The organism is Bacillus sp. FSL R9-9497 (assembly GCF_038005805.1).
Classification (GTDB): Bacteria; Bacillota; Bacilli; order Bacillales; family Bacillaceae_G; genus Bacillus_A; species Bacillus_A cereus.
Genome location: NZ_JBBOTY010000002.1, coordinates 378,943 through 399,910 on the forward strand (window position 1 = coordinate 378,943; position 20,968 = coordinate 399,910).

The window sequence follows — 20,968 nt, forward strand, 5'->3', positions numbered from 1 at the left end:
AAATAACCCTTGGAACAAGGGAGTTAGCTCGGCTGTCTTAGGACGAATTCGTTAGCTACCAAAAGTAACGACTAACCGAGAAGCCCCCACTTCAAACAGTCCGTTAGGGCGTTAAGTGGCGGGTAGTTCACTGCTGCACAAATCTTGTCGTAAATTAGTTGAGGAGTTCTCATTGATTTTAGAACAATACGTGAAGCTGAATGGTTATGTTACAGACATTCGTTATCCGTATTTTGAAGCACTTACTGTCCAAGATGGATTAAAAATAGAGGATATACATAAGAGAGGGTTCCTATAGTAAGGGACTCTCTTTTTCTATGTAGAAAAGAAGAGGCATGTTTTATAATGATGAATACTTATAGAGAAATTAAAGAGGAAATGAAAAAAGTCTATTTATCTCGAGATTGTTGTTTTGTAGGTTACAGTGGGGAAAAGATAGTCCGTTGACACTATTATGTAATACAATTGCTGAGATTCTGCTAGAGAACCGTACAAAACCTATTCATATCTTAGCTTCCTAAGTTGGAGTAGAAACACTTGCTATGATGGCTGATATCTCACAGACATTATACAAAATATCTAGGTTAATACAGATAAACAAGCAGCTAATCGCTTGTTCATACACTTCTAAACCTCTCACGATAACAATAATTAAGAGCCTTGCTTAATAAGACGAACAATGAATTTATTTCGCATTTGCTGCGTCAAGATACGTTTATTCAACCCTACTCGTTTTACTTTAAGTCGATTCATCTTTTGTATAGCAACCTCAGACAAAGCCTTAGGCGCATCATTTTCGTAAACCCATCGATAAGTACCTCCATTAAAATCAAATGCCACAAATAGGGGATTAATTGTGTATTGTCGAGGTCTTACAGGTTCAGGCCTAGTCGAATAATATTTGTCAAGCTGCTGTGTATCTTCAGCTGTTAAGAAGACAGATCTAATAGCTCCATTTTCACCTGGAACAATTACATTGTTCCTAGCAAGCTGTATATGGCTCATATTAGGCGATACAAGCTCTTGTAAGGACAACCCATAGTTTTACTACTAAATCTATTATAAAAGCGTTTCTATCCATAATAAGAGGGCGATATTCAACTTGTCTTTCTGTTAATCCTTTTGTTGAAAGTATAGTTTGTTTTAATAGTTTTTTTCTGCTTCAATTATAAAATCCTTATCACTTAGTGATTGATCAGGAATTAAGGAGAGGTGAAAATCATCTACTGAAGTATAAACATGTTCAATTTATTTAAGAACCGCCATATTCTGTGCCTTATTTTCTAGCTCATAGAAATACTCCTAATAATTTTCTTTAGGTAGTTCACTCCATGATTTGATATGTAGGAGTTTCTCATTTACTCTTAGTCACTTATAAAAACCTTTAATATCGTAATTATAACGTTCAACCCTAGATTGTTTATGTCCATTTTCTGCTAAATAAGCAGAAAATGCTACTTCTAAACTAATACCCTGGTTCATTATAATCACCTAAATTCTTATCATATATTATAACAAAAAATAAGTGAAAGACCTGCTACCGCCCTTTGCTACGCTCGGTTGCTGGCATATCAAAAAGGAAAACGGACAAACAACCCTTTTCCTTTTTGATATGTTGTTTTTTATTTTCAATGAAAAAAAGACAAATCTCGTCCTAATAAGGATTCGTAGATTTGTCCTTTTACATGGGAGTAATGATATGTTTAATTACCATTATTATAACGGATTTTACAAATATTTTCAATTAGGTCTTACATCTTATTAACAATCATATTAGTAATAATAAAATCTATTTTGAACTACCCCCACTTTCACTTCGTTTAGAAGTGAAAGTGGGGGATTCCTAAGTAAAGAGTTCTATCGAACTCTAATTGATTAGGCTATCTCCGCAGTCCTTGCGGTTAGAAGCCTTATCGCTTCATTCTTTAGATTGATACTTGCGTTAATATCCCTATCATGATGTGTTTGACATGAAGGGCAAACCCATTTACGTAGGTTTAGATTTTTAACGTCTTTATTTTGATATCCACAACAAGAACATAATTGGCTGGAAGCAAATGTTTTCGATACGACAATGACTTGTTTTCCATACCAGTTTGCTTTGTATTCTAACATGGATCGAAATTGCGACCAAGATACCTCACTAATTGCTTTTGCTAACTTATGATTCTTTAACATATTCGATACTTGCAAATCCTCTATACCGATAACATCGTGGTTTTTGATGATTTCAGTTGAAATTTTGTCCAAGTAATCTTTTCTAGTATTTGATATGTATCCATGAATTCTAGCTACCTTTACTCGTTGTTTATTCCAGCGAGAAGATCCTTTCATTCTTCTAGAAAGAACGCGCTGTGCTTTCGCCAACTTATCTTCTAATGATCGGAAAAACTTCGGATTTTTATAGTGGGTTCCATCTGACAAAATAGCGAAATCTTTTAGTCCTACATCTATTCCAATGTAAGAATGTGTTTTCGGAAGTTCTTGTACTTCTGTTTCAACTAATAGTGACACAAAATATCTACCAGAAGGGTTCCGTCTAACTGTAGCATTTACAATACGCCCCTCTACTTCGCGACTTTTGGCAAATCGAACAAGGCCTAGTTTCGGCAACTTTATTTTGTTCCCTACAACAGCAATGTTTTCATTTGTTTGTTTTGTGGTATAAGATTGTACGTTGTTCTTCTTAGATTTAAAGCGCGGTGCGCTGTTTTGTTTTTTGAAAAAGCGCGTATAGGCATCCGCAAGGTTGCGAACAGACGACTGAATCGCAATGCTATCCACTTCTTTTAGCCAAACAAGCTCTTTCTTCATGGCAGGTAGTTTGGCAGAGCATGTACCATATGTTAAACCTTTCCCAGTTTCTTTGTATGCGTGATCCCATAGGGATAGGAAATGATTGAATACAAAGCGAGAACAACCTATCGTTTTGTTGATTAGAATTGCTTGTGCTTGATTTGGATAGATACGAAACTTATAGGCTTTATTAATTATCATTTGATTCACCTCCATTTCGGTATATGATTATTATATACCAAACGTACATTCGATAGATAGTGAAGTAACACCTTATGTATGTCGAACAATTAAGATGGCTCCTTGCCATCCCTTGTTCGAAGCCAATTCATCTCCCACCTACTCACTTCGCGTTCCTTGAAGAAGGAGTCTTCTTGGCTAAAATGAATAAAAAAAATATATATAATAGCAGGGAGAAGAGAAACGCATGTATAATATACTTAAACGTCAATTTAATTACATTATCCGAGGGGTGATTCGGATTAACGAAGAGGTACAAAGAGAATTGGACCTATTGGTGCAAAAGATTCGTGAAACTGTATCTTCTGTCCAAAAAATCATCCTTTTTGGCTCTCATGCATATGGCACACCAAATGAAGACAGTGATTTTGATCTCTGTATTGTTGTGGAAGGTGTAGGAGAAAGAAAAAGGGAAGTCATTAATCGTATTAATTGGGGAATTTACGATGTAATGGAAACGCCAGTTGATATTTTAGTGTATGGGCCAGAAGAGTTTCAAGAACGTGCTAGTCGTACTGTAACTATGGAACATAAGATTGCACTAGAAGGGACGGTCCTATATGAGAAATATTGAGGATCTAAAAGAGTGGGTATTCATTGCAAAATCCGATTTAGATTCTGCTATTTACTTATCTGATATGAAACCTTTCCCCACTGCAATTATTTGTTATCATAGTCAACAATGTGTGGAGAAACTCCTAAAAGGATTTCTTGCACTAAACGGTAGGCCAGTCCCTAAAACTCATAACCTTTTAATGCTGCATAAATTTTGTTGTAGATTAGATGAGGAGTTCTCATTGATTTTAGAACAATGCGTGCAGCTGAATGGTTATGCTACAGACATTCGTTATCCGTATTTTGAAGCCCTTACTGTTCAAGATGGGTTAATAGCTATACAACATGCTCAAAAAGTAATTCGTTTTTATAAAGAGACCTTAAACAAGCTAAATATAAATAAAATCGTAATCGATTAAATATAGAGGAAATATATAAAAGAGAGTGCCTTACTAAGGGACTCTCTTTTTCTATCTCAAAAAGAGGAGGAATGCCCCATACATAACAAAATAAAATCTTATTTTGCTAGGGGCTAACAATATAATTATGGACATTTACACACTAATTAAAGAGGAAATGAAAAAAGTCTATTTATCTCGCGATTGTTGTTTTGTAGGTTATAGCGGGGGGAAAGATAGTTCTGCTATGTTGACATTGCTATGGGATGCGATTTCCGAGCTGTCGCTACAAGATCGTACAAAACCTATTCATATATTAACTTCCGAGATTGGGGTAGAAACACCTGTTATGACTGCTTATATCTCACGTACATTAAAGAAAATCCAAAAGAATGCGGATAAGCAAAACCTTCCGTTTATAGTACATAGTGTTAGACCATTAATGAAAGATTCATATTGGTATAAACTACTAGGTAGAGGTGTTCTTCCACCAACAGGAAATAGTAGACTACGATGGTGTACTGATTCCCTTAAAGTTAAACCCATGCAACGTAAGATGAAGGAAATACTAATAGATTCCCCAACTAAAAAAGTAGTAGACTACTTTGAAGAGTACAATGGAGTCCTTGCTTTGGCCGTTCGTTTATCTGCTAAAAATAGTACAAAAATGAATTGTGCATAAATTAAAATAAGAAACCTTATATTAAAGGGTTTCTTATTTTTTATGTCTTAAAAGTCAATATTTTAACGAAGGATATTATTGGAATTACTGAACACCTTACTACTGCTGATCAGAATGTCGATATAGTGTTTATTGGATTACTATATAGTGGAATAGATTTTAGTTAGAACAATGAATAGGATTATATAGTATTTACTATTGAGAATGATTATACGACAAGTTGGATAGAGATTGAAAGTGTACAAGAATTCTTTGTTTATGAATATCATTGCTGGCGATAAATAAAAGGTTGGAATAGTATCGTTAAAAAGTTCACTATTTAACGATAGAAAGCACTTGTATAAAAAGTTCAACAAAACAATGGAACTTTTTTATACAATATGTATCCATAGTTTTAATAAAAGGTTCCATTGGATTAATTTTTTGAGAATTATAATTAATCTTGTAAGGTGTTTTTCCTTTCTCAATCATTAAAGACCTTTGTCTACTTAGGGAAGTACCAGTTAATTCATTGATGAACGAGCCTTCAAACCGCTTGAAGATTCTTTATGAGATGTTCGTTCGTACAGTTCATTCCTTCGCGGATATCGTCCAGTTTCTTGGACTTTTTCACATAGGTTGTATTCAAGAGCACAACCTTTAGTTCCTGTTCTTCTAACCAATAAGTTAATGGTAGTCAGTGGTGGTCTGTAGGTTTCCATCCTAATGATTTCATATGGTGCTGAACTTTCTAAATTGGATTATCCTGGAATGTTGAACTTAAATACTTTGAGAAAAGAGAATCTTAATGGATTCTCTTTTCTCATTCTGCATACATAACTAAAAAGAGACAGAAACACTGTTGGTAAAGTATTATCCCTTTTGAAATATATATTTTAATAGGATTTAAAAATTATTATATACAAGATGTATTCATATTTTTATAGTTCAATATAAGAATTTAAATTATACTCTATAATATTCGTTTTTATATGAACATGCTTTACACTTTTAATATTAAAATCAGCCATACAAACTATTTATTTTCTGCATTGCTCTTTCTTAAGTCCTAATACATCCCATGTATTTCCCCATATCTTCATTTCGTTAAAAATAGGCTGTAGAGTTTGTCCTTTATCAGTTAAGGAATATTCTACATGAGGTGGGATATTAGAGTAAATTACACGTTGAATAATTTTTTCATTTTCTAATTCTTTTAGTCTCATGGATAGTGTTCTAGGGCTGATTCCTTTTAAGGATTTTTCTAATTCACCAAACCGTTTTGGTCCCGAAAAAAGGTCTCTAAGAATAACAAATGTCCACTTCCCACCAATTACCAGCATTGTTTTTTCTATAGGGCATTTAGACAATTTTTCTTCTTCTTGTTTAAGCATACATTATTCCCTCCTGATACTATATATAAATATAGTTACTATACAAAAAATCAGTACTTTTATAATTGTAGCACTTCATTTATTATATTTTATAAAGAACTAATGGTAAATAATAAATTTAATCATCAATTATTTTCCCGGAATACACAAGGGTTATTAGTTTAAAGGAGGTGATAATATGAATAGTACGAGAAGATATGTAATTTTAAGATCTCCAATAGTTTATGAATAGTAAATTCATAACAAACTATAAAATCACTATCAATATATGTAGATTAAAGGGAAGGGTAAGGGATAAAAATGACAATACAAGAGACAGACAATAATAGAGCAGAGTTACTTAAGACGCATACCCGCACTATTTCTGATATTTGGATTTTAGTATCTTTAGCAATGGGATTTATCATGGCGACACTTGATGTTACTGTAGTAAATGTAGCAGTTGCTGATATTCAAGAAAAACTACAAATTAGTCTTTCAAGTACAACATGGATTGTTGATGGCTATATGTTATTTTTTGCTTCTTTACTTTTAGCGGGTGGTTCATTAGCAAATAGATATGGAGCTAAAAATATTTATTTGATTGGACTAACAATTTTCGTGATTGCATCTGTATTATGTGCCTTAGCACCTACTGGAACTATACTTATAGTAGCTCGTTCTATTCAGGGAGTTGGAGCAGCATTATTTATGCCGAGTTCCTTAAGTTTATTGGCAATTTCTTATCCAGATGCGAACAAACGTGCAAAAATGTTTGGGATATGGTCTGCTATTGTTTCCATCTCTTCAGGTTTAGGTCCTTTTGTTGGTGGAGTATTGGTTAATACATTTGGTTGGCGAAGCATTTTTTTAATTAATATCCCAATAGGTATTATCGGACTGTTAATGGCCTATTTTATTGTGACATCTTCCCCTGGGAAAAAAGGTAATCTGAATATTTTCAATCATATTCTAGGTATCATTACCTTAGCTGGACTTTCTTTCACTCTTATTGAAGGCCCATCATTGGGATGGTCATCTTCTTCAATAATAATTGCACTTATTGTAACGATTGTTACTGCAACTCTTTTTATATCTATAGAACGTAGAGTAAAAGATCCAATTATCCCTATGAAATTATTCAATAATTCAAGTTTTTCATCAGCCAATTTAGTTGGATTTTTAATTAATTTTGCATTATTTGGAGGAATTTTCATGTTTGGTTTATTTCTTCAAAAAGCAAAAGGAGCAAGCCCTTTTATAGCTGGCGTGGAATTATTACCAATTATGGCGGTATTTGTAATAGGAAATCTATTATTTGCACGATTAACAACACGTTTAGGAGTTAAAATTCCAATGTTAGTATCGTTTACAATAGCGGGAATAGGTTCACTACTTTTAATGTTTAGTGTTTCTAGTGCACCCTATTGGATATTGGCTGTTATTTATGCGATTGCTAATTTAGGAGTAGGCGTTGCGGTCCCGGCAATGACTGCTACTGTAATGCAGGCAGCAGGTAAGGAACATGCAAATATAGCAGGAGCTACATTAAATGCTAATCGTCAAGTTGGGGCGTTAGTAGGTGTCGCTATAATGGGGGTAGTACTTCATGAAGCACATAGTTGGTACAATGGAGCAACTATTGCTTTCTTGGTAATGAGTATTGCTTATCTTGTGGCTTCTTTCTTAACTTGGCGATTTGTACGTACTGAAATATAATTTTAAAATACTTTAATAAAAATCTCTTTTCTGGAGTTTATATAAAATATAAATCTCTAGAAAAGAGATTTTTATTTTATAAATATAAGGATATTTGTGTAATTTTATGTAATTAAAAGTAATTTAATGTAATTAAATGTCAAAAAATGCAGAAAAATAACTTTGGAATTTTTTTACTAATAGGTTTATAATAACAAATGTAAAAGAAAGTTATTTGAATATAAGGAATCTTAAGAAGGGAATTTATTTATCGAATATAACAAAAGGATAAGGAGGTGATTCATAACAAGTAAAGTTAGTTGTAAAGAAGGAACAATTTGTTTTCAGAAATAAAATCAATATTTTTGTTTATAGAGTTAAAAAAATTTATATCGAAAATAAGAAGGAGTTGACTAGTATGCTAGCTACTGATCTTAGATATAAAGACATTGATGATATCTTGGGATCTAGAGAACAACGTTTTTTTGGCTCGGGATTTAAAAAAGTAAATCATCAAATATATGATATAGAGGTTAGTGAAAAATGTGTTGTAGCAACAGCTGATATTAGCTATCCTACTGACTGGTCTAAAAAGTCAGAAGATACAGATTTAAAACCTCATCTTAGTACTATTGATGCTACAGTATTGAGTTTACAACTAAATGAAGTTTACATTATGCAAAAGTTTGGGATTACAGAAGCTCAAAGAAGAAAAATATGGCTGAAGCGTATTGTTTTGAAAGCAGGAACAACACCTCAAGAAGATTTAAATAAACTTATAATTAGCACTCAACATATTAAAACAAAAAATGTTTCTGACTCTTTAGGTACAAACGTATCTATATTTGAATCTCAGATTGGCTCTATGCAAATTCGGTGTGAAATAGAACACGATATAGAAAAAGAATGCAATGAAGGAGCTAAATTTGATAGCATAGATCAAATTTTAGGATTACATAGCAAAAGATATTACGGAGATATGTATAAAAATCCACAACAAATCATGGAAGATGTGCAATTTGATTTTCAAAATCAAAAAGTTACATCGTTAGTTAATGTGACACATATAAATGAAAGTCCTTTTAAGGTGGAGGGGATGGAGGCTGCCTATTACCCATCTTTCTCAATTATCGACTGTATGATAACTGTTGCCCAAATGGCTCAAGCGCTAATATATAAAGTTGATGATATTGATCGTAGCAATAGTAATACCCTTTGGATGAGAAAAGTTATTATTGAAAATAAAAATCCTTATCAGCCATATGAGCCCTTTGTTGCATCAACATATATTTCAAAAAGTAATTTATTGAAATTAAAAGGTAGTATGTGGAGAACAACTGAAATGTTTGGAGAATATAAAAATTATAGTTTACATTATTACCTTGCTCACGAATTACCATCTGTTGATTGAAATAATATTAAAGAGTTTTTTTACAAGAAAAAGTTAATTAGGTAAAAAAATAATAAAGTTAAATAATAAAATGAGGTGAATAGAATATGAACTTAGCGATTTCAGGTACTTATTCTTCAGGTAAAACAACAACTACATTGGCATTAGCTTATTTAACAGGGATTCCACGAACACATGCAAAAACTATGCGTGAAATTTTACCTGATGCATTGCCAGGAAAAAGACTAGAAGATTGTACTCCAGCAGAACTTTTCCAGTTAGGTATGCGTCGTTTAGTCGAGCGTGCAGTACATGAAAGTCATTTGCCAAATGGTTTTATATCTGATGGTTCCTCACTCCATGAATGGGTGTATGGAAAAATAAGAATTAGAGTTGGAATTAACCCAAATGATACAGTGGGAATGAATAAAGACGTAGAAAAAGATGCTAGTATGGTGTTTTTTGAAGAAGTAATTGATAATATGGGAGCTGTTATGAAACAGCATGCTAAACGTAATTATGATGAGTTTATTCATTTACCAGTAGAATTTCCATTAGTGGCAGATGGACACCGACCTGTATCAGAAAGGTTTAGACAATTATCGGATGAATTATTACTTAGAACACTCGATGAACTTGAGATTAAATATCATATAGTATCGGGAAGTATTCAAGAAAGATTAGAAAAAATAATGAAAATATATAATTTAAAGCCTGTAATGGAAATTGATAAAGCTATTGCATTAGCGAATGAAGAAGTCAAAAAAATGCAAATCGAAATTGAAGCCGCTAATATGTAATATTAAAAAACTAGGTAAACATATCAAAAATTTTCATATAAAAATTGGAGGTATTTTCATGAATAATAATAAAACTTTATTATCCAAATCTGTTACGCCTTTGTTTGAATCATTTAATCTTGGGAATTTAACTTTATCAAATCGAGTTGTTATGGCTCCAATGACCCGTAAATGTTCTCCAAATGGAGTTCCCGGACCTGATGTTGCAGCATATTATAAACGCCGAGCTGAGAACGGTGTGGGTTTAATTATTACAGAAGGTACAGTCATTAATCACCCAGTAGCTGCAAGTGATCCTAATGTTCCACGCTTTTATGGTGAAGATGCATTAGAGGGATGGAAAGAGGTGGTTCGAGAAGTCCATGATGCAGGCGGACGTATTATTCCACAATTGTGGCATGTAGGAATGGACCGTAAAGTTGGTGATTCACCGAACCCTGAAGCTAAACCAATTGGTCCTTCTGGTCTAGAAAAACCAGGTGTAAAAGTAACTGATCCAATGACTGAGAAAGATATTAAAGCAGTAATTAAAGCTTTTGCACAAGGGGCTGCTGATGCTCAGCGTCTAGGATTTGATGGAATTGAACTTCATGGAGCGCACGGTTACTTAATAGACCAATTCTTATGGGAGGGAACCAATCAGCGTGAGGATGGCTATGGTGGGGATATGGTTGCTCGTACGCGATTTGCTGCTGAAATTGTTGAGGCATGTCGTCAGGCTGTGGGACCCGATTTCCCAATTATTTTCCGTTTATCACAGTGGAAAACACAAGATTTTACCGCTAAATTAGCTTCAACACCTGAATTGCTTGACGAATTTTTACGCCCTCTTGTAGATGCAGGAGTTGATATTTTTCATTGTTCAACTCGTCGTTTTTGGTTACCTGAATTTGAAGGTTCCGAACTTAATTTAGCAGGATGGGTTAAGAAATTAACCGGAAAACCAACTATTACAGTTGGTTCAGTTGGTCTTGATAATGAGTTTTTAAGCGCTTTTTTAGAAGGTAAAGGTGCTAATAATACGAATATTGATAAATTAATTGATATGCTCGAACAAGAAGAAGTTGATTTAGTCGCTATTGGTCGTGCTTTATTAGCCGATCCTGCTTGGGTAGTAAAAGTACGTGATGGTCGTTTTGATGAGTTACGTCCTTTCCAAGTTGAATCATTAGGTACACTGTTTTAAATATATGCTTTATATTACTAAAAGAGTTGTTTTCATAAATGAAAGGATGAGAATATGAAAGCAATAATTTTTGGAGGAACTGGCTATATTGGCAGTCATATTATTGAACAACTAATTTCAGCCGGATATATGGTAACTATAGCTACACAAGATATCGATAATATAAGTTTTTTAAGAGACATGGCAGTCAATATTGTTCAGTTCGATAAAACGGATATTAGTTCAATTCAACAAATTATCAAAGGACATGATGTTGTTTACAATTTATCCATAGAGGATAAATTACATAATAACTTTTTAGAAGATATTGAAGAGGAAATAGAATTTACCAAAGAGCTTATTATTTATTCCTCCAACACTAAAATTTCTAAGTTTATTCATTTAAGCACAATTTTAATATACGATTTTCAAAAAGAGGATAATATTGATGAATTCTATGTCCCAAACCCTCAATATCAGATTCAAAAATTAGGTATTCACTGGGAAAAAGTAGTTCGGGAAATTGGTCAACAAAACGGAATTAAAACTTGCATATTACGTCCAGCTATTTCTATTGGAACTAGGGATAGATCTTCATTTTTTACAAGATTATTAGAATCTCATTCTAATAATCTATATCCACTTATAGAAAAAGGGAATCCCGAAGTATCTCTTATTGATGCAAGAGATATTGGCCGTGCTATGGCTTGGTTAGGGTCATATGAGTGCAATAATGAAAATGATAGTGTCTTTTTAGTAAAGGGATTTAATACTACTTGGTATCAATTAAAAAAAGCAATCGATGATGTAATAGGCAAAGAATCAAAAATGGTTAATTTACCTAAAAATCTAACTAGTGAGCAAATTAAAAAGTATAATTTAACTCCGTTTACAGTTAAGGCATTTTCAACAAATAGATTAATAAATGATAATAGAATTAGGAAAAAGGGATTTATCACTAAATATAAATTGCAAGATACAATTAGAAATACTATTGAGTATTATTTGAAATAAATTCTCAGGAGGAAAATATGAATAATTCTACATTAAATGAAACTAAATTATTTGGATCCCGTTATACTTGCCGTGCATATAAAAATATACAAGTTGATAAGGGGCTATTGGAAAAAGTATTTGTAGATGCAACAAAATCGCCTTCTTGGGCCAATTCGCAACCTTGGGAAATTTTTGTTGCAGGGGGAGATAAACTAAAAGAGTTAAGAAAAGCTTATTTAACAGCATTTAAAAATGGAGTTCCCATTAATTCAGATATTCCTAGACCACAAAATTGGCCCCAAAAATTAGATGATCGTATGAAACAAATGGCTATTGAGAAATTTGAAAATATGGGTATTGATCGGGACGATACACAGGCTAGACAAAAGCATATAGAAAATAATTTTAACTTTTTTGGTGCGCCAGTTGTAGCATTTTTATGTATGGACGTTTCTCTATCTGAATGGTCAGTATTAGACATAGGACAATTATCACAAAGCTTAATGTTAGCTGCACAAGCTCATGGATTAGATTCAGCTCCTTCTTATACTTTTGTAACATATCCAGATAAATTGAGAGAAATTTTAGATATTCCAAGCCATCTTAAAATAATGTTAGGAATTGCTATTGGATATGGGGATTCTGAGCATGAACAGAATCAATATAAAACTAGTAGAGCACCTTTAGAAGAAATTGTTTATTTTAGAGGGATATAATTAAAATTCATTCGTAAGTTAGATATTAAGTAATATATACCGTTAGAAATTAATCATCAAAAACATATAAAAAGAAACTGCTTATAATCATCTAATGTATATAAGTGGTTTCTTTTATAAATAAAAAATTACATATTCGTATACAAGGGGTTAAACGTGATGAAAAAATGGATTTCTGTACTTTTAGTAACATCTTTTATACCTTCGTTACTTCTTTTAAATCTAGAATCAAAGAAAAAATCTAGTAAATATATAGAAATAAAAAGGGAGAAATTATAATTATTTTATTACATATATATTAGATTAAAGGCCCTATATAAACGGTAGTGATGTATTAAAAAAATGAAGGGAGTTTTAAAGATGTCATTTAAATCGTTATCCTATCAAGAGGGATTACAAATTGATTTATTTTCATCAGAGTTTAAGAAAGATGCTTATTTATTTTATGAAAGTCTTAGAGTAAATAATCCTGTATTTCGCTTTTCACTCCCTAGTGAGAAAACTGCTTGGTTAATTACTAGATATGATGATGCAATTAAAATATTAAAAGATAATCAATTTATAAAAGATCCATATAAGCTTTTTAAGCCGAAAGAAATAGAGAAAATGTTCCCAAATCTAGAAAAAGATTTGTTAACAAATCACATGTTAAACTCCGATCCACCTAATCATACTAGATTACGCAAAGTTGTTCATACAGCTTTTAGTTCTAGAACAGTTGAATCTTTACGCAGGCAAATTGAAGATATCTCTCAAGACTTAATAGATAAAGTTGAATATAAAGGAGAAATGGATATAATTGACGACTTCGCCTTCCCACTCCCGATTGCAGTTATTGGAAGTCTCTTGGGAGTACCAGAAAGTGATTATAAAATGTTTCGTAAATGGTCTAATACATTAGTGGAGGCAAGTAATTTTCCAAGTAAAATGAAAGATGCGCGTCCGGAATTCCAAGCTTTTTCTGATTATCTTCAATTTTTAATTATGAAAAGGAAAGAACAACCTAAAAATGACCTTATTAGTAAATTAATTTATACTAAATCTGAAGAAGACCAGCTTACACAACAAGAAATATGTTCCATGGTTTTTTTATTAATAATTGCAGGGCATGAAACAACAGTTAACCTAATTGGTAATGGAATTTTAGCATTGTTACAATTTCCGGAGCAACTAGAAAAACTTAAAAGCAATTTTAATCTTATTGACTCTGCAGTTGAAGAATTGTTGCGTTTCTATAGTCCGGTTGAACTAGCAACAAATCGGTGGGCTAGCAAAGATTTATTTATTCGTGACAAACTAATTCGTAAAGGAGATATGATCGTGGTGTCCTTAGCTTCAGCTAATCGCGACGAGTTTAAATTCTTTAATCCTGAATATTTAGATATTTCAAGAAGTAATAATCATCACTTAGCATTCGGTATGGGAATTCATTATTGCCTTGGGGCTCCCCTAGCTCGCCTTGAGGGAAAGATTGCTATCAATACAGTATTGAAAAGAGTACCAAATATTAGACTTAATGCTGACTTGGAAACTTTGTCTTGGCGTCCCACTTACTTAATGAGAGGGTTAGGCAAGTTACCAGTGATTTTTTAGATGATTTATAAAAAATAAAGTGTAGTAAGTGAAGCAAATAAAGTCATAGGTTAAATTAAGTAAATTGTTATTTCGATATATAGGAGAGAAAAGTACCAATAGAAAATAAAATTGAGTGTGTATTATGTTAAAAAATAAAATTTTTTACTATGTAATGTACTTAGGGTTTATAGGTACGATTATTTAACCGATTGGTGCTTCTCTTAATTTAGTAACCATTAGTAAAAAATCACATTCATAAAAATTAAGGAATGATTTTTGGGGAGTATATTCAAAATATTTAATGTTATTGGGTTATGGTGCATCAAACTAGTTTATTTTCAACTTTATGAATGACATTGTCGTAGTATTTTTGGATTAAGTTAGCTAAGATTAAACAATTTTATTAAGTGACTACTAGAATTGTTTTGATACTAATTCTACTAACGCCTCTTTAGATCTGAATCCAAGTGCTCAATAGACTACTTGACCATCTTTTAATACGAATAAGGCTGGTATACTCATAACTTTAAAGTTATGAGAAGTTTTTTTATTTTTATCTATGTCTATTTTTACAACCTTTATTTTCCCCTTCATTTTTGTGTCAAATTCTTCTAGCACCGTGGATAATCTTTTACAAGGACCACACCATTTTGTCCAAAAATCTACTAAAACAATACTTTTATCTGTTTCGCGTTCAAAATTTTAATCAGTCACGTTTATAATATTCATTTATATCCTCCTCTAAACAGGTTATATCTGGATTGTAACATGATTTTCTTTATTTGTATTTTTTTAAAAATTATCATTTTTAGGTTACGGTGTTTATAAAAATGTAGAAAACGACAGAACAACTCCCCAAAAGTCCGTAAGAGCTAAAAATAATATTTAAACGTACAAAATTCCTAGAATGATATGATTAGACCATAATGGTTATCTATAAAAAGTAAAACTAATTTCACGAAATTCCATAAATTACCAAATTAACTATTAAGCATCTATATAAAACGAGTGATATCAGTACGTATACAGATATCACTCGTTTTCTTAAGTTTAACATTTGTATCTTTTGTAAAGCCCATGTTTACAATTTCGTTAAAAGAATCTTCTGGATATTGAACAACTCCACGTTTAATTAGCGATATATGGAATTCTGTATAAAAGAATGGGGATATAGTTTATGAGAACATCAATTAAACACATTGACATGGCTACACAAGAAATTAAATCTGTATCATACGAATGGTTATTAGATTAATTACCTGAGGAACAAAAAAGATCGTTTACTTGGTAGTTGGAAAAAGCAAAAATTAAATGAAGAGTTAGAGCTAATTTGTTCGTGCACTAATAAAAATTGAAATTATAAAATGAATTACTTTACCCCTAATTGTAGCCATGCTGATATTGGGACTAGGATAGAAATGTTGGTTCTTTTGATGTCGGAATTAGGTTGGCTATATTTTCGTTAAAATGTAGGCAGAAGCTCTTGGTTTGCATAATTTGTAGTGATTATGCACGATAAATAATTATGTACAATTACGTAATAAGTTTGAGGTTGAATGGAACAGGTACTTAATAATGATTTTTTAATTATGTACAGATATTTTATGTAGATATGTAAGTAACGAAGAAAGCGCACTTAGAAGACAGAGTATTCAAAAATATACAGTAAGTAATGAATCTTTATTTTCACGTCACAATGATATGAAAAATATACTCTGCTTTAATCCAGTCAAATTCTTAACCGGTGATGAAGTATGGATGTTGCTTCTAGATAGAGGGATACCTCCTTTTGGTGTGGATGTAGAAGAAATGAGTATACAATACGGACAAGCTATGTTTGAATGCGGCATAAAAACAGGCGGAAAACAACAAGGAAATGCTCGTGGAGCTGCAAATTCGCGTAGTGGCTATTGGACTTGTCTTATGATGAATGGTGAGGATAAAATGCTAACCCAGCTAATAAGCGAAGGATATACAGATTATGCTTATCTACAATCATGGAAAAGCTTCTTACGCTCCATTAGAAACGATATTCGTTATCGGAATGTAATGAATAGGCGAAGTCTGCAAACACTCCTTAAAAACGAAAATAAAGGGGATTCGGACTTGTTTTCAATTCAAAATCATACTGAATATGATTATATTATGTTTGATCGCACAGAAAAAGGAGACTATGCACCAGGAGGGCTTACGGTAGAAGGTAGAAGAATGCTTTTAGAGTATCTACTTTTTACACAACAAAAGATGAATACAAGTCTTATTTCTGAAGAAGAGATTGAGGCAGTACTGCAAGCCTGGTATGAAACGGATGGAATTAGAGTATACCGAGATGAATTGGAACCTATACACCACGCATATCTAGGTGAGTTGGTGTTCAAACCCGATTGTACAATAAATGAGGAAAAAACAACGTCTCCATTTCCCGTATTTTTTGTAGAAATAGATATTCATCTAGGGAAGCAGGAACTATTTCGTTGGATTAAAGAGCGGCAAAGAATTACACAACAAAGCTTTTTCTTCTTTCCTTCAAATTATTCAAATGAAGTTGCAAAGTTAACATGGAACAAGCTAACCTTTGTTGTATCTAGAGTAGATGTAACAGAAGCAAGAGACGCTGAACGAATTGTTCGTCATTGGTTAGGAATGGATATGTACCATGGAAAGAAGAACGAACAACATAAACAAATGCTAATTCAGCTATTAATTCAATCCATAAAGAATGAACAATTTTTTAAAGAAGATGAAAAAGCTAGTGCGAAGCTTTTGTATGCAGCAGAGTTTACAAATAGACTTTCTAGATTAATAGAAACAGAGGAAATACTATCCGAAGAGACAAACCATCTCTTTGTAAAAATACTTAAGGAATTAAGAAACGAGGCTTTTTTAATAGATTAACATTTGAACTACTCACCACTTAACGTCCTTACGGACTGCTTGAAGTGGGAGATTCCTGCGAACACCGATGTATCCAACAGTTATCTTAGCAGACTCTGCCCGTAATTCCTACGGTGAAAACATAAGTATCTTGTACGTTGACTCACCACGCTTCCTAACTTTAGCTTGGTTTTCGCAACTTCAGCAAACGTGGGGCGAAAGAACGTTGAAGATTTTACGATTGCAACGTTTTTCTGCAATCAACCTCATATCTTCAGTTTTCAAAGAGCAATCTGTACAAGTATATGGTAGCAAACATGTTGGCTTATGCCAACCGACATTCATCTCCCACCTAAAATTGGTGTTTTACACCTTCACATTTTTGAGGGAGGAGTCTTCTGTCGGAAAACAATAAATAGAAGCTATATTTAAAGAGAGTACCAGTAACGTAGGTACTTTCTTTAAATTAAAAGTAAGATAATACAATGTATCAATTAATATATAGAAAATATAGGGGGATTAATAATTATGCGCCTATACATATTAGAAATTACTACAGAACATAAAATCAGTTTTATTAATGCGACATCAATAGAAAAGGCCATAGAAGCATTTAAAAGGATATATAAACATTATGAAGATCAAGTACCATTTTACGTTAGAGAGATACATCCGAGTGAAAAAATCATAATGGATACAATAAGCGGTGAAATACATTGTATAGGAGACAATAGCGTTCTAAAGAAATGTTTGGAAAATCTTATGCACTTACATACTCCGATTGATTGGGTTCCTACACTTGTACTATATCAAGATGTAAAAGCGGATCCGGTTTCGTTTACTATACATAAATCATGCCTGATAAAAGGAAGTCCTAAATATAACGAGGTTGGGATGGATGTTTGGAAAAGCGCTCTCCAGGTATCGTTAGATGACCACAGAGAGGTTTGGAATGCCCTAAAGACATTTTTACATATCCAGGTACTTTCTGTATTTGAATTAGAACAAGTAATCAAAGTTAATGAAATAAGGTGATAATAATGGAATTCGAAGAACTTATACAGTTTGTAGAAGAAAATAAGAAAGAGCATTTTCAAGATATAATTAGTCAGAACGAAGCTGCAATTAAAAAGATAGATGCGGAAAAGTAAGAAGTAATCAAAGAAAAATATATTAATAAGAAGACGCGATGTTTTGAATAAAGTCGCGACGTTTATAAAAAAGTTGCGATGTTTTGCCCCTTTGGATCTGTTTATCTAAAGGGCTATTTTTATAGTGAAAAGAAGATCTGAGCTGAAAGGCGGATTAAGGAATCGTTGAGTAGCAATAAAGTTACTCAACTAAAGGGCCAGTTTGTGGAGGATTTTAACAGGTTTTTTAGGGTTATTATTTAAAAAAGGATTTTGAAGTCTCTTGGTGAAAATTAAATATTAAATCTATAAAAGATAGAGGTTGTTGTGATGTTGAAACTGTTTCAATATAACTGGCAAGTCCGTGATGATTGGTTTACATTGTGCGAAGACATACCAGATGAAGAACTATTAAAGAAACGGGTCGGTGGGTTCGGCAGTATACTACATACCCTATTTCACATTGTAGATGTGGAATATATGTGGATCTTAGGTTTGCGAGGTGAACCAGTGCCTGAGGAGCCATTGTTTGAGGATTATGCTAGCTTACAAAAAGTGAAAAATCTTTCAGCTCAATACCATGAGAAAGTGAAGCCATTTGTGACATCTTTGACAAATGAAATGGATTCTCGGAAACTTTCAGAAACTGATTTCAATGAAGAACCGATTAGCTCTAGAGACGCACCAATCAGGCGCCGAGTCATTGAATGTACACACGGAGAGATCATACGTCATGTCATTGTCCACGAAATCCACCATATTGGCCAGTTATCTATATGGGCACGTGAAATAGGAAAGGAGCCTGTTTCCGCAAATCTGAGAGGAAGAGGGCTATTCGATAATTAGACTGCCTTTGCCAATTTCACAAACGGGCGCGATTGTTGAACAACATAGGTAGAAATGATCAAACTTTTTTATAAAAACCAAACTTAAATCTGCTGGGGAAGAATCCATTTTGATCAATCTTTTTCAAAATGGATTCTTTTTATTTATCGTAAAACTTTGGATTGCGAGGTATTTTTGATCAAACTTTATTTCAAAGCTACAACTGTAAATATTGATAATATCTTTTTAAAGATATTTTAGTTTTGAACCCCATCCTCAGTTAATCCTTGCTTAATAAGACGGAGAATAAAAGTGTTTCTCATCTGCTGTGCAGAGATACGCCTATTTAATTCCGCACGTTTCACTTCAAGTCGTATCATCTTTTGTATAGCAACTTCAGACAAAGCTTTTGGCGCATCCTTTTCGTACACCCAACGATACGTACCTCGATTAATATCAAATGCCACAAATAGAGGATTATCTGTGTGTTGTCTAGGTCTTACAGGTTCCGGAATAGTCGTGTAATATTTGTAAAGCTGCTGCGTATCTTCCATAGTTAAAGAGACGGACCTAGTTGCTCCATTTTCCCCAGGTACCATTAAGATATTTCTAGCAAACTGTATATGGCTCATATTAAGCGATACAAGCTCTTGCAAGGACAACCCATAGTTTACTAAATTTATAATACAAACGTTTCTATCCATAATAAGAGGGCGATATTTAGCTTGTCTTTCCGTTAACCCATTTGTTGATAGAACAGTTTGTTTTAAAAGCTTTTCTTCCATTTCGGTAATAAAATTATTATCATTTAGTGATAGATCCGGAATTAAAGAGCGATTAATACCATCCAATGGACTAACTATACCTAAAAACATGTGTAACTTCTTTAAAACAACCCATATTCTGTGTCTTGTTTTCTGAGAATATTTACGCTTGTCTTCTAACTCAGAGAAATACATCTGATAGTCTGCTTCAAAAAGTTCACTCCATGATTTGATATCTAGAAGTTTCTCATTTGCTCTTAGCCACTTATAAAAATCTTTAATATTATAAGCATAACGTTTAATCGTGGATTGTTTCCGTCCTTTTTCTGTTAAATAAGCAGAAAAGGCTGCTAATGTTTTCGCTCATTATAATCACCTAATTTCTTAGGAATTACTATAACAGAAAATAAGTGAAAGACCTGCTACCGCCCTTTGCTACGCACGGTTGCTGGCATATCCAAAAAGGAACTACAAAAACTAAACCCCAAAGAATCCCTTTAAAAAATCCAATCTCGTTATAAGTTTTCATTTCTATGTAAGTCGAATCTTTTAGTACAGCCATGTTTAATCCTCCCAATATGAATTGTTTATTAAAATGAAAAAAGGACAAACCTCGCCCTGGTAGGGATACGTAGGTTTGTCCTTTTTTATGTGGGTAATGATATGTTTAATTACCATTATTATAACGGAATTTACATATTTTTTCAATTAGGTCTGACATCTTATTAACAAGTATACTAGCTGTATTAAAAATCTTATATAAATATATATCTTATATATTAAAAAGAAATAAAGATAAAACTATTATAGGTTATCAAAAATAGGGGAAAGATCTACTCCCACAAGGGGAAATTTGATGATAGAACGTAAGAAATCATAAATAGTAGAAAATGTATCTGGAAATTCAATGATTATTAGACTATCAATTCTACAAAAAAACATAAAGAGAATCATATATTTCTACATGAAATCAGAAAGAAATTGATACATATCACATTATATTTATCCAACT

Annotated in this window: 14 protein-coding genes and 6 pseudogenes; 15 read left to right on the forward strand and 5 right to left on the reverse strand. The window is 32.8% G+C overall.

The features are described from left to right. Positions 1-172 precede the first annotated feature (172 nt). Both MKY21_RS29340 and MKY21_RS29345 read left to right on the forward strand, forming a co-directional pair. Complete coding sequence (locus MKY21_RS29340) at positions 173-298, forward strand: hypothetical protein (protein WP_255256420.1); 126 nt, start codon at positions 173-175, stop codon at positions 296-298. 47 nt (positions 299-345) lie between these two features. Continuing rightward, positions 346-518 (forward strand): annotated as a pseudogene (locus tag MKY21_RS29345) (phosphoadenosine phosphosulfate reductase family protein); the annotation flags it as partial. A gap of 139 nt (positions 519-657) precedes the next feature. On the opposite strand, the pseudogene MKY21_RS29350 reads toward MKY21_RS29345, so the two are convergent. Both MKY21_RS29350 and tnpB read right to left on the reverse strand, forming a co-directional pair. Then, positions 658-1,482 (reverse strand): annotated as a pseudogene (locus MKY21_RS29350) (integrase); the annotation flags it as partial. Positions 1,483-1,875: 393 nt separating this feature from the next. Further along, positions 1,876-2,997, reverse strand: coding sequence for an IS200/IS605 family element RNA-guided endonuclease TnpB (tnpB, locus tag MKY21_RS29355; protein ID WP_086790803.1), 1,122 nt, complete (start codon positions 2,995-2,997; stop codon positions 1,876-1,878). Between the two features lie 226 nt (positions 2,998-3,223). Between tnpB and MKY21_RS29360 the strand changes: the two genes are divergently transcribed. The 3 genes and pseudogenes from MKY21_RS29360 to MKY21_RS29370 all read left to right on the forward strand — a co-directional run. Further along, a complete protein-coding gene (locus tag MKY21_RS29360) occupies positions 3,224-3,610 on the forward strand; it encodes a nucleotidyltransferase domain-containing protein (RefSeq protein ID WP_000282361.1) in 387 nt (128 codons plus the stop codon). Next, positions 3,597-4,010: a HEPN domain-containing protein gene (locus tag MKY21_RS29365; RefSeq protein ID WP_097796857.1), complete on the forward strand. Its 414-nt coding sequence runs from the start codon at positions 3,597-3,599 to the stop codon at positions 4,008-4,010. Before MKY21_RS29360 ends, MKY21_RS29365 begins: the two co-directional genes overlap by 14 nt. A 124-nt stretch (positions 4,011-4,134) precedes the next feature. Next, a pseudogene (locus MKY21_RS29370) lies at positions 4,135-4,632 on the forward strand (phosphoadenosine phosphosulfate reductase); the annotation flags it as partial. Positions 4,633-5,690: 1,058 nt separating this feature from the next. On the opposite strand, the gene MKY21_RS29375 reads toward MKY21_RS29370, so the two are convergent. After that, positions 5,691-6,044 (reverse strand): winged helix-turn-helix transcriptional regulator, encoded by a 354-nt coding sequence (locus MKY21_RS29375; protein WP_000917567.1) that lies wholly within the window; start codon positions 6,042-6,044, stop codon positions 5,691-5,693. A gap of 300 nt (positions 6,045-6,344) precedes the next feature. On the opposite strand from MKY21_RS29375, the gene MKY21_RS29380 reads away from it, so the two are divergent. The 7 genes from MKY21_RS29380 (at position 6,345) to MKY21_RS29410 (ending at position 14,381) form a co-directional block, all read left to right on the forward strand. Then, positions 6,345-7,742 (forward strand): MFS transporter, encoded by a 1,398-nt coding sequence (locus MKY21_RS29380; protein WP_341078290.1) that lies wholly within the window; start codon positions 6,345-6,347, stop codon positions 7,740-7,742. A gap of 397 nt (positions 7,743-8,139) precedes the next feature. After that, positions 8,140-9,132 (forward strand): AvrD family protein, encoded by a 993-nt coding sequence (locus MKY21_RS29385; protein WP_097796854.1) that lies wholly within the window; start codon positions 8,140-8,142, stop codon positions 9,130-9,132. Positions 9,133-9,218: 86 nt separating this feature from the next. Then, entirely contained in the window at positions 9,219-9,911 is a 693-nt protein-coding gene (locus MKY21_RS29390) for an ATP/GTP-binding protein (RefSeq protein ID WP_097796853.1), read from the forward strand. A 58-nt stretch (positions 9,912-9,969) separates the two neighbouring features. After that, positions 9,970-11,097 carry an NADH:flavin oxidoreductase gene (locus MKY21_RS29395; protein WP_097796852.1) on the forward strand — a complete coding sequence of 376 codons (1,128 nt, stop codon included), beginning with the start codon at positions 9,970-9,972 and terminating at the stop codon, positions 11,095-11,097. A gap of 54 nt (positions 11,098-11,151) precedes the next feature. Continuing rightward, complete coding sequence (locus MKY21_RS29400; RefSeq protein ID WP_097796851.1) at positions 11,152-12,090, forward strand: NAD-dependent epimerase/dehydratase family protein; 939 nt, start codon at positions 11,152-11,154, stop codon at positions 12,088-12,090. Between the two features lie 17 nt (positions 12,091-12,107). Next, positions 12,108-12,788 carry a nitroreductase gene (locus MKY21_RS29405; RefSeq protein WP_001066121.1) on the forward strand — a complete coding sequence of 227 codons (681 nt, stop codon included), beginning with the start codon at positions 12,108-12,110 and terminating at the stop codon, positions 12,786-12,788. Between the two features lie 360 nt (positions 12,789-13,148). Beyond that, positions 13,149-14,381 (forward strand): cytochrome P450 family protein, encoded by a 1,233-nt coding sequence (locus MKY21_RS29410; protein ID WP_097796850.1) that lies wholly within the window; start codon positions 13,149-13,151, stop codon positions 14,379-14,381. Between the two features lie 453 nt (positions 14,382-14,834). Here the strand turns inward: MKY21_RS29410 and MKY21_RS29415 are convergent. Next, positions 14,835-15,092, reverse strand: a pseudogene (locus MKY21_RS29415) (thioredoxin family protein). Positions 15,093-15,974: 882 nt separating this feature from the next. Here MKY21_RS29415 and MKY21_RS29420 point away from each other — a divergent pair. The 3 genes and pseudogenes from MKY21_RS29420 to MKY21_RS29430 all read left to right on the forward strand — a co-directional run. Beyond that, a pseudogene (locus MKY21_RS29420) lies at positions 15,975-17,258 on the forward strand (phosphoadenosine phosphosulfate reductase); the annotation flags it as partial. Between the two features lie 507 nt (positions 17,259-17,765). Further along, positions 17,766-18,272, forward strand: a complete 507-nt coding sequence (locus MKY21_RS29425) for a hypothetical protein (protein ID WP_001242097.1) — start codon at positions 17,766-17,768, stop codon at positions 18,270-18,272. A gap of 425 nt (positions 18,273-18,697) precedes the next feature. Then, positions 18,698-19,213 (forward strand): DinB family protein, encoded by a 516-nt coding sequence (locus tag MKY21_RS29430; RefSeq protein ID WP_000915548.1) that lies wholly within the window; start codon positions 18,698-18,700, stop codon positions 19,211-19,213. 196 nt (positions 19,214-19,409) lie between these two features. Here MKY21_RS29430 and MKY21_RS29435 read toward each other — a convergent pair. After that, positions 19,410-20,316, reverse strand: a pseudogene (locus MKY21_RS29435) (tyrosine-type recombinase/integrase); the annotation flags it as partial. Positions 20,317-20,968 lie beyond the last annotated feature (652 nt).

Coding starts and splice junctions, on each gene's coding strand:
- tnpB (WP_086790803.1), bottom strand. CDS start 2,997: ATGATAATTAATAAAGCCTATAAGTTTCGTATCTATCCAAATCAAGCA.
- MKY21_RS29360 (WP_000282361.1), top strand. CDS start 3,224: ATGTATAATATACTTAAACGTCAATTTAATTACATTATCCGAGGGGTG.
- MKY21_RS29365 (WP_097796857.1), top strand. CDS start 3,597: ATGAGAAATATTGAGGATCTAAAAGAGTGGGTATTCATTGCAAAATCC.
- MKY21_RS29375 (WP_000917567.1), bottom strand. CDS start 6,044: ATGCTTAAACAAGAAGAAGAAAAATTGTCTAAATGCCCTATAGAAAAA.
- MKY21_RS29380 (WP_341078290.1), top strand. CDS start 6,345: ATGACAATACAAGAGACAGACAATAATAGAGCAGAGTTACTTAAGACG.
- MKY21_RS29385 (WP_097796854.1), top strand. CDS start 8,140: ATGCTAGCTACTGATCTTAGATATAAAGACATTGATGATATCTTGGGA.
- MKY21_RS29390 (WP_097796853.1), top strand. CDS start 9,219: ATGAACTTAGCGATTTCAGGTACTTATTCTTCAGGTAAAACAACAACT.
- MKY21_RS29395 (WP_097796852.1), top strand. CDS start 9,970: ATGAATAATAATAAAACTTTATTATCCAAATCTGTTACGCCTTTGTTT.
- MKY21_RS29400 (WP_097796851.1), top strand. CDS start 11,152: ATGAAAGCAATAATTTTTGGAGGAACTGGCTATATTGGCAGTCATATT.
- MKY21_RS29405 (WP_001066121.1), top strand. CDS start 12,108: ATGAATAATTCTACATTAAATGAAACTAAATTATTTGGATCCCGTTAT.
- MKY21_RS29410 (WP_097796850.1), top strand. CDS start 13,149: ATGTCATTTAAATCGTTATCCTATCAAGAGGGATTACAAATTGATTTA.
- MKY21_RS29425 (WP_001242097.1), top strand. CDS start 17,766: ATGCGCCTATACATATTAGAAATTACTACAGAACATAAAATCAGTTTT.
- MKY21_RS29430 (WP_000915548.1), top strand. CDS start 18,698: ATGTTGAAACTGTTTCAATATAACTGGCAAGTCCGTGATGATTGGTTT.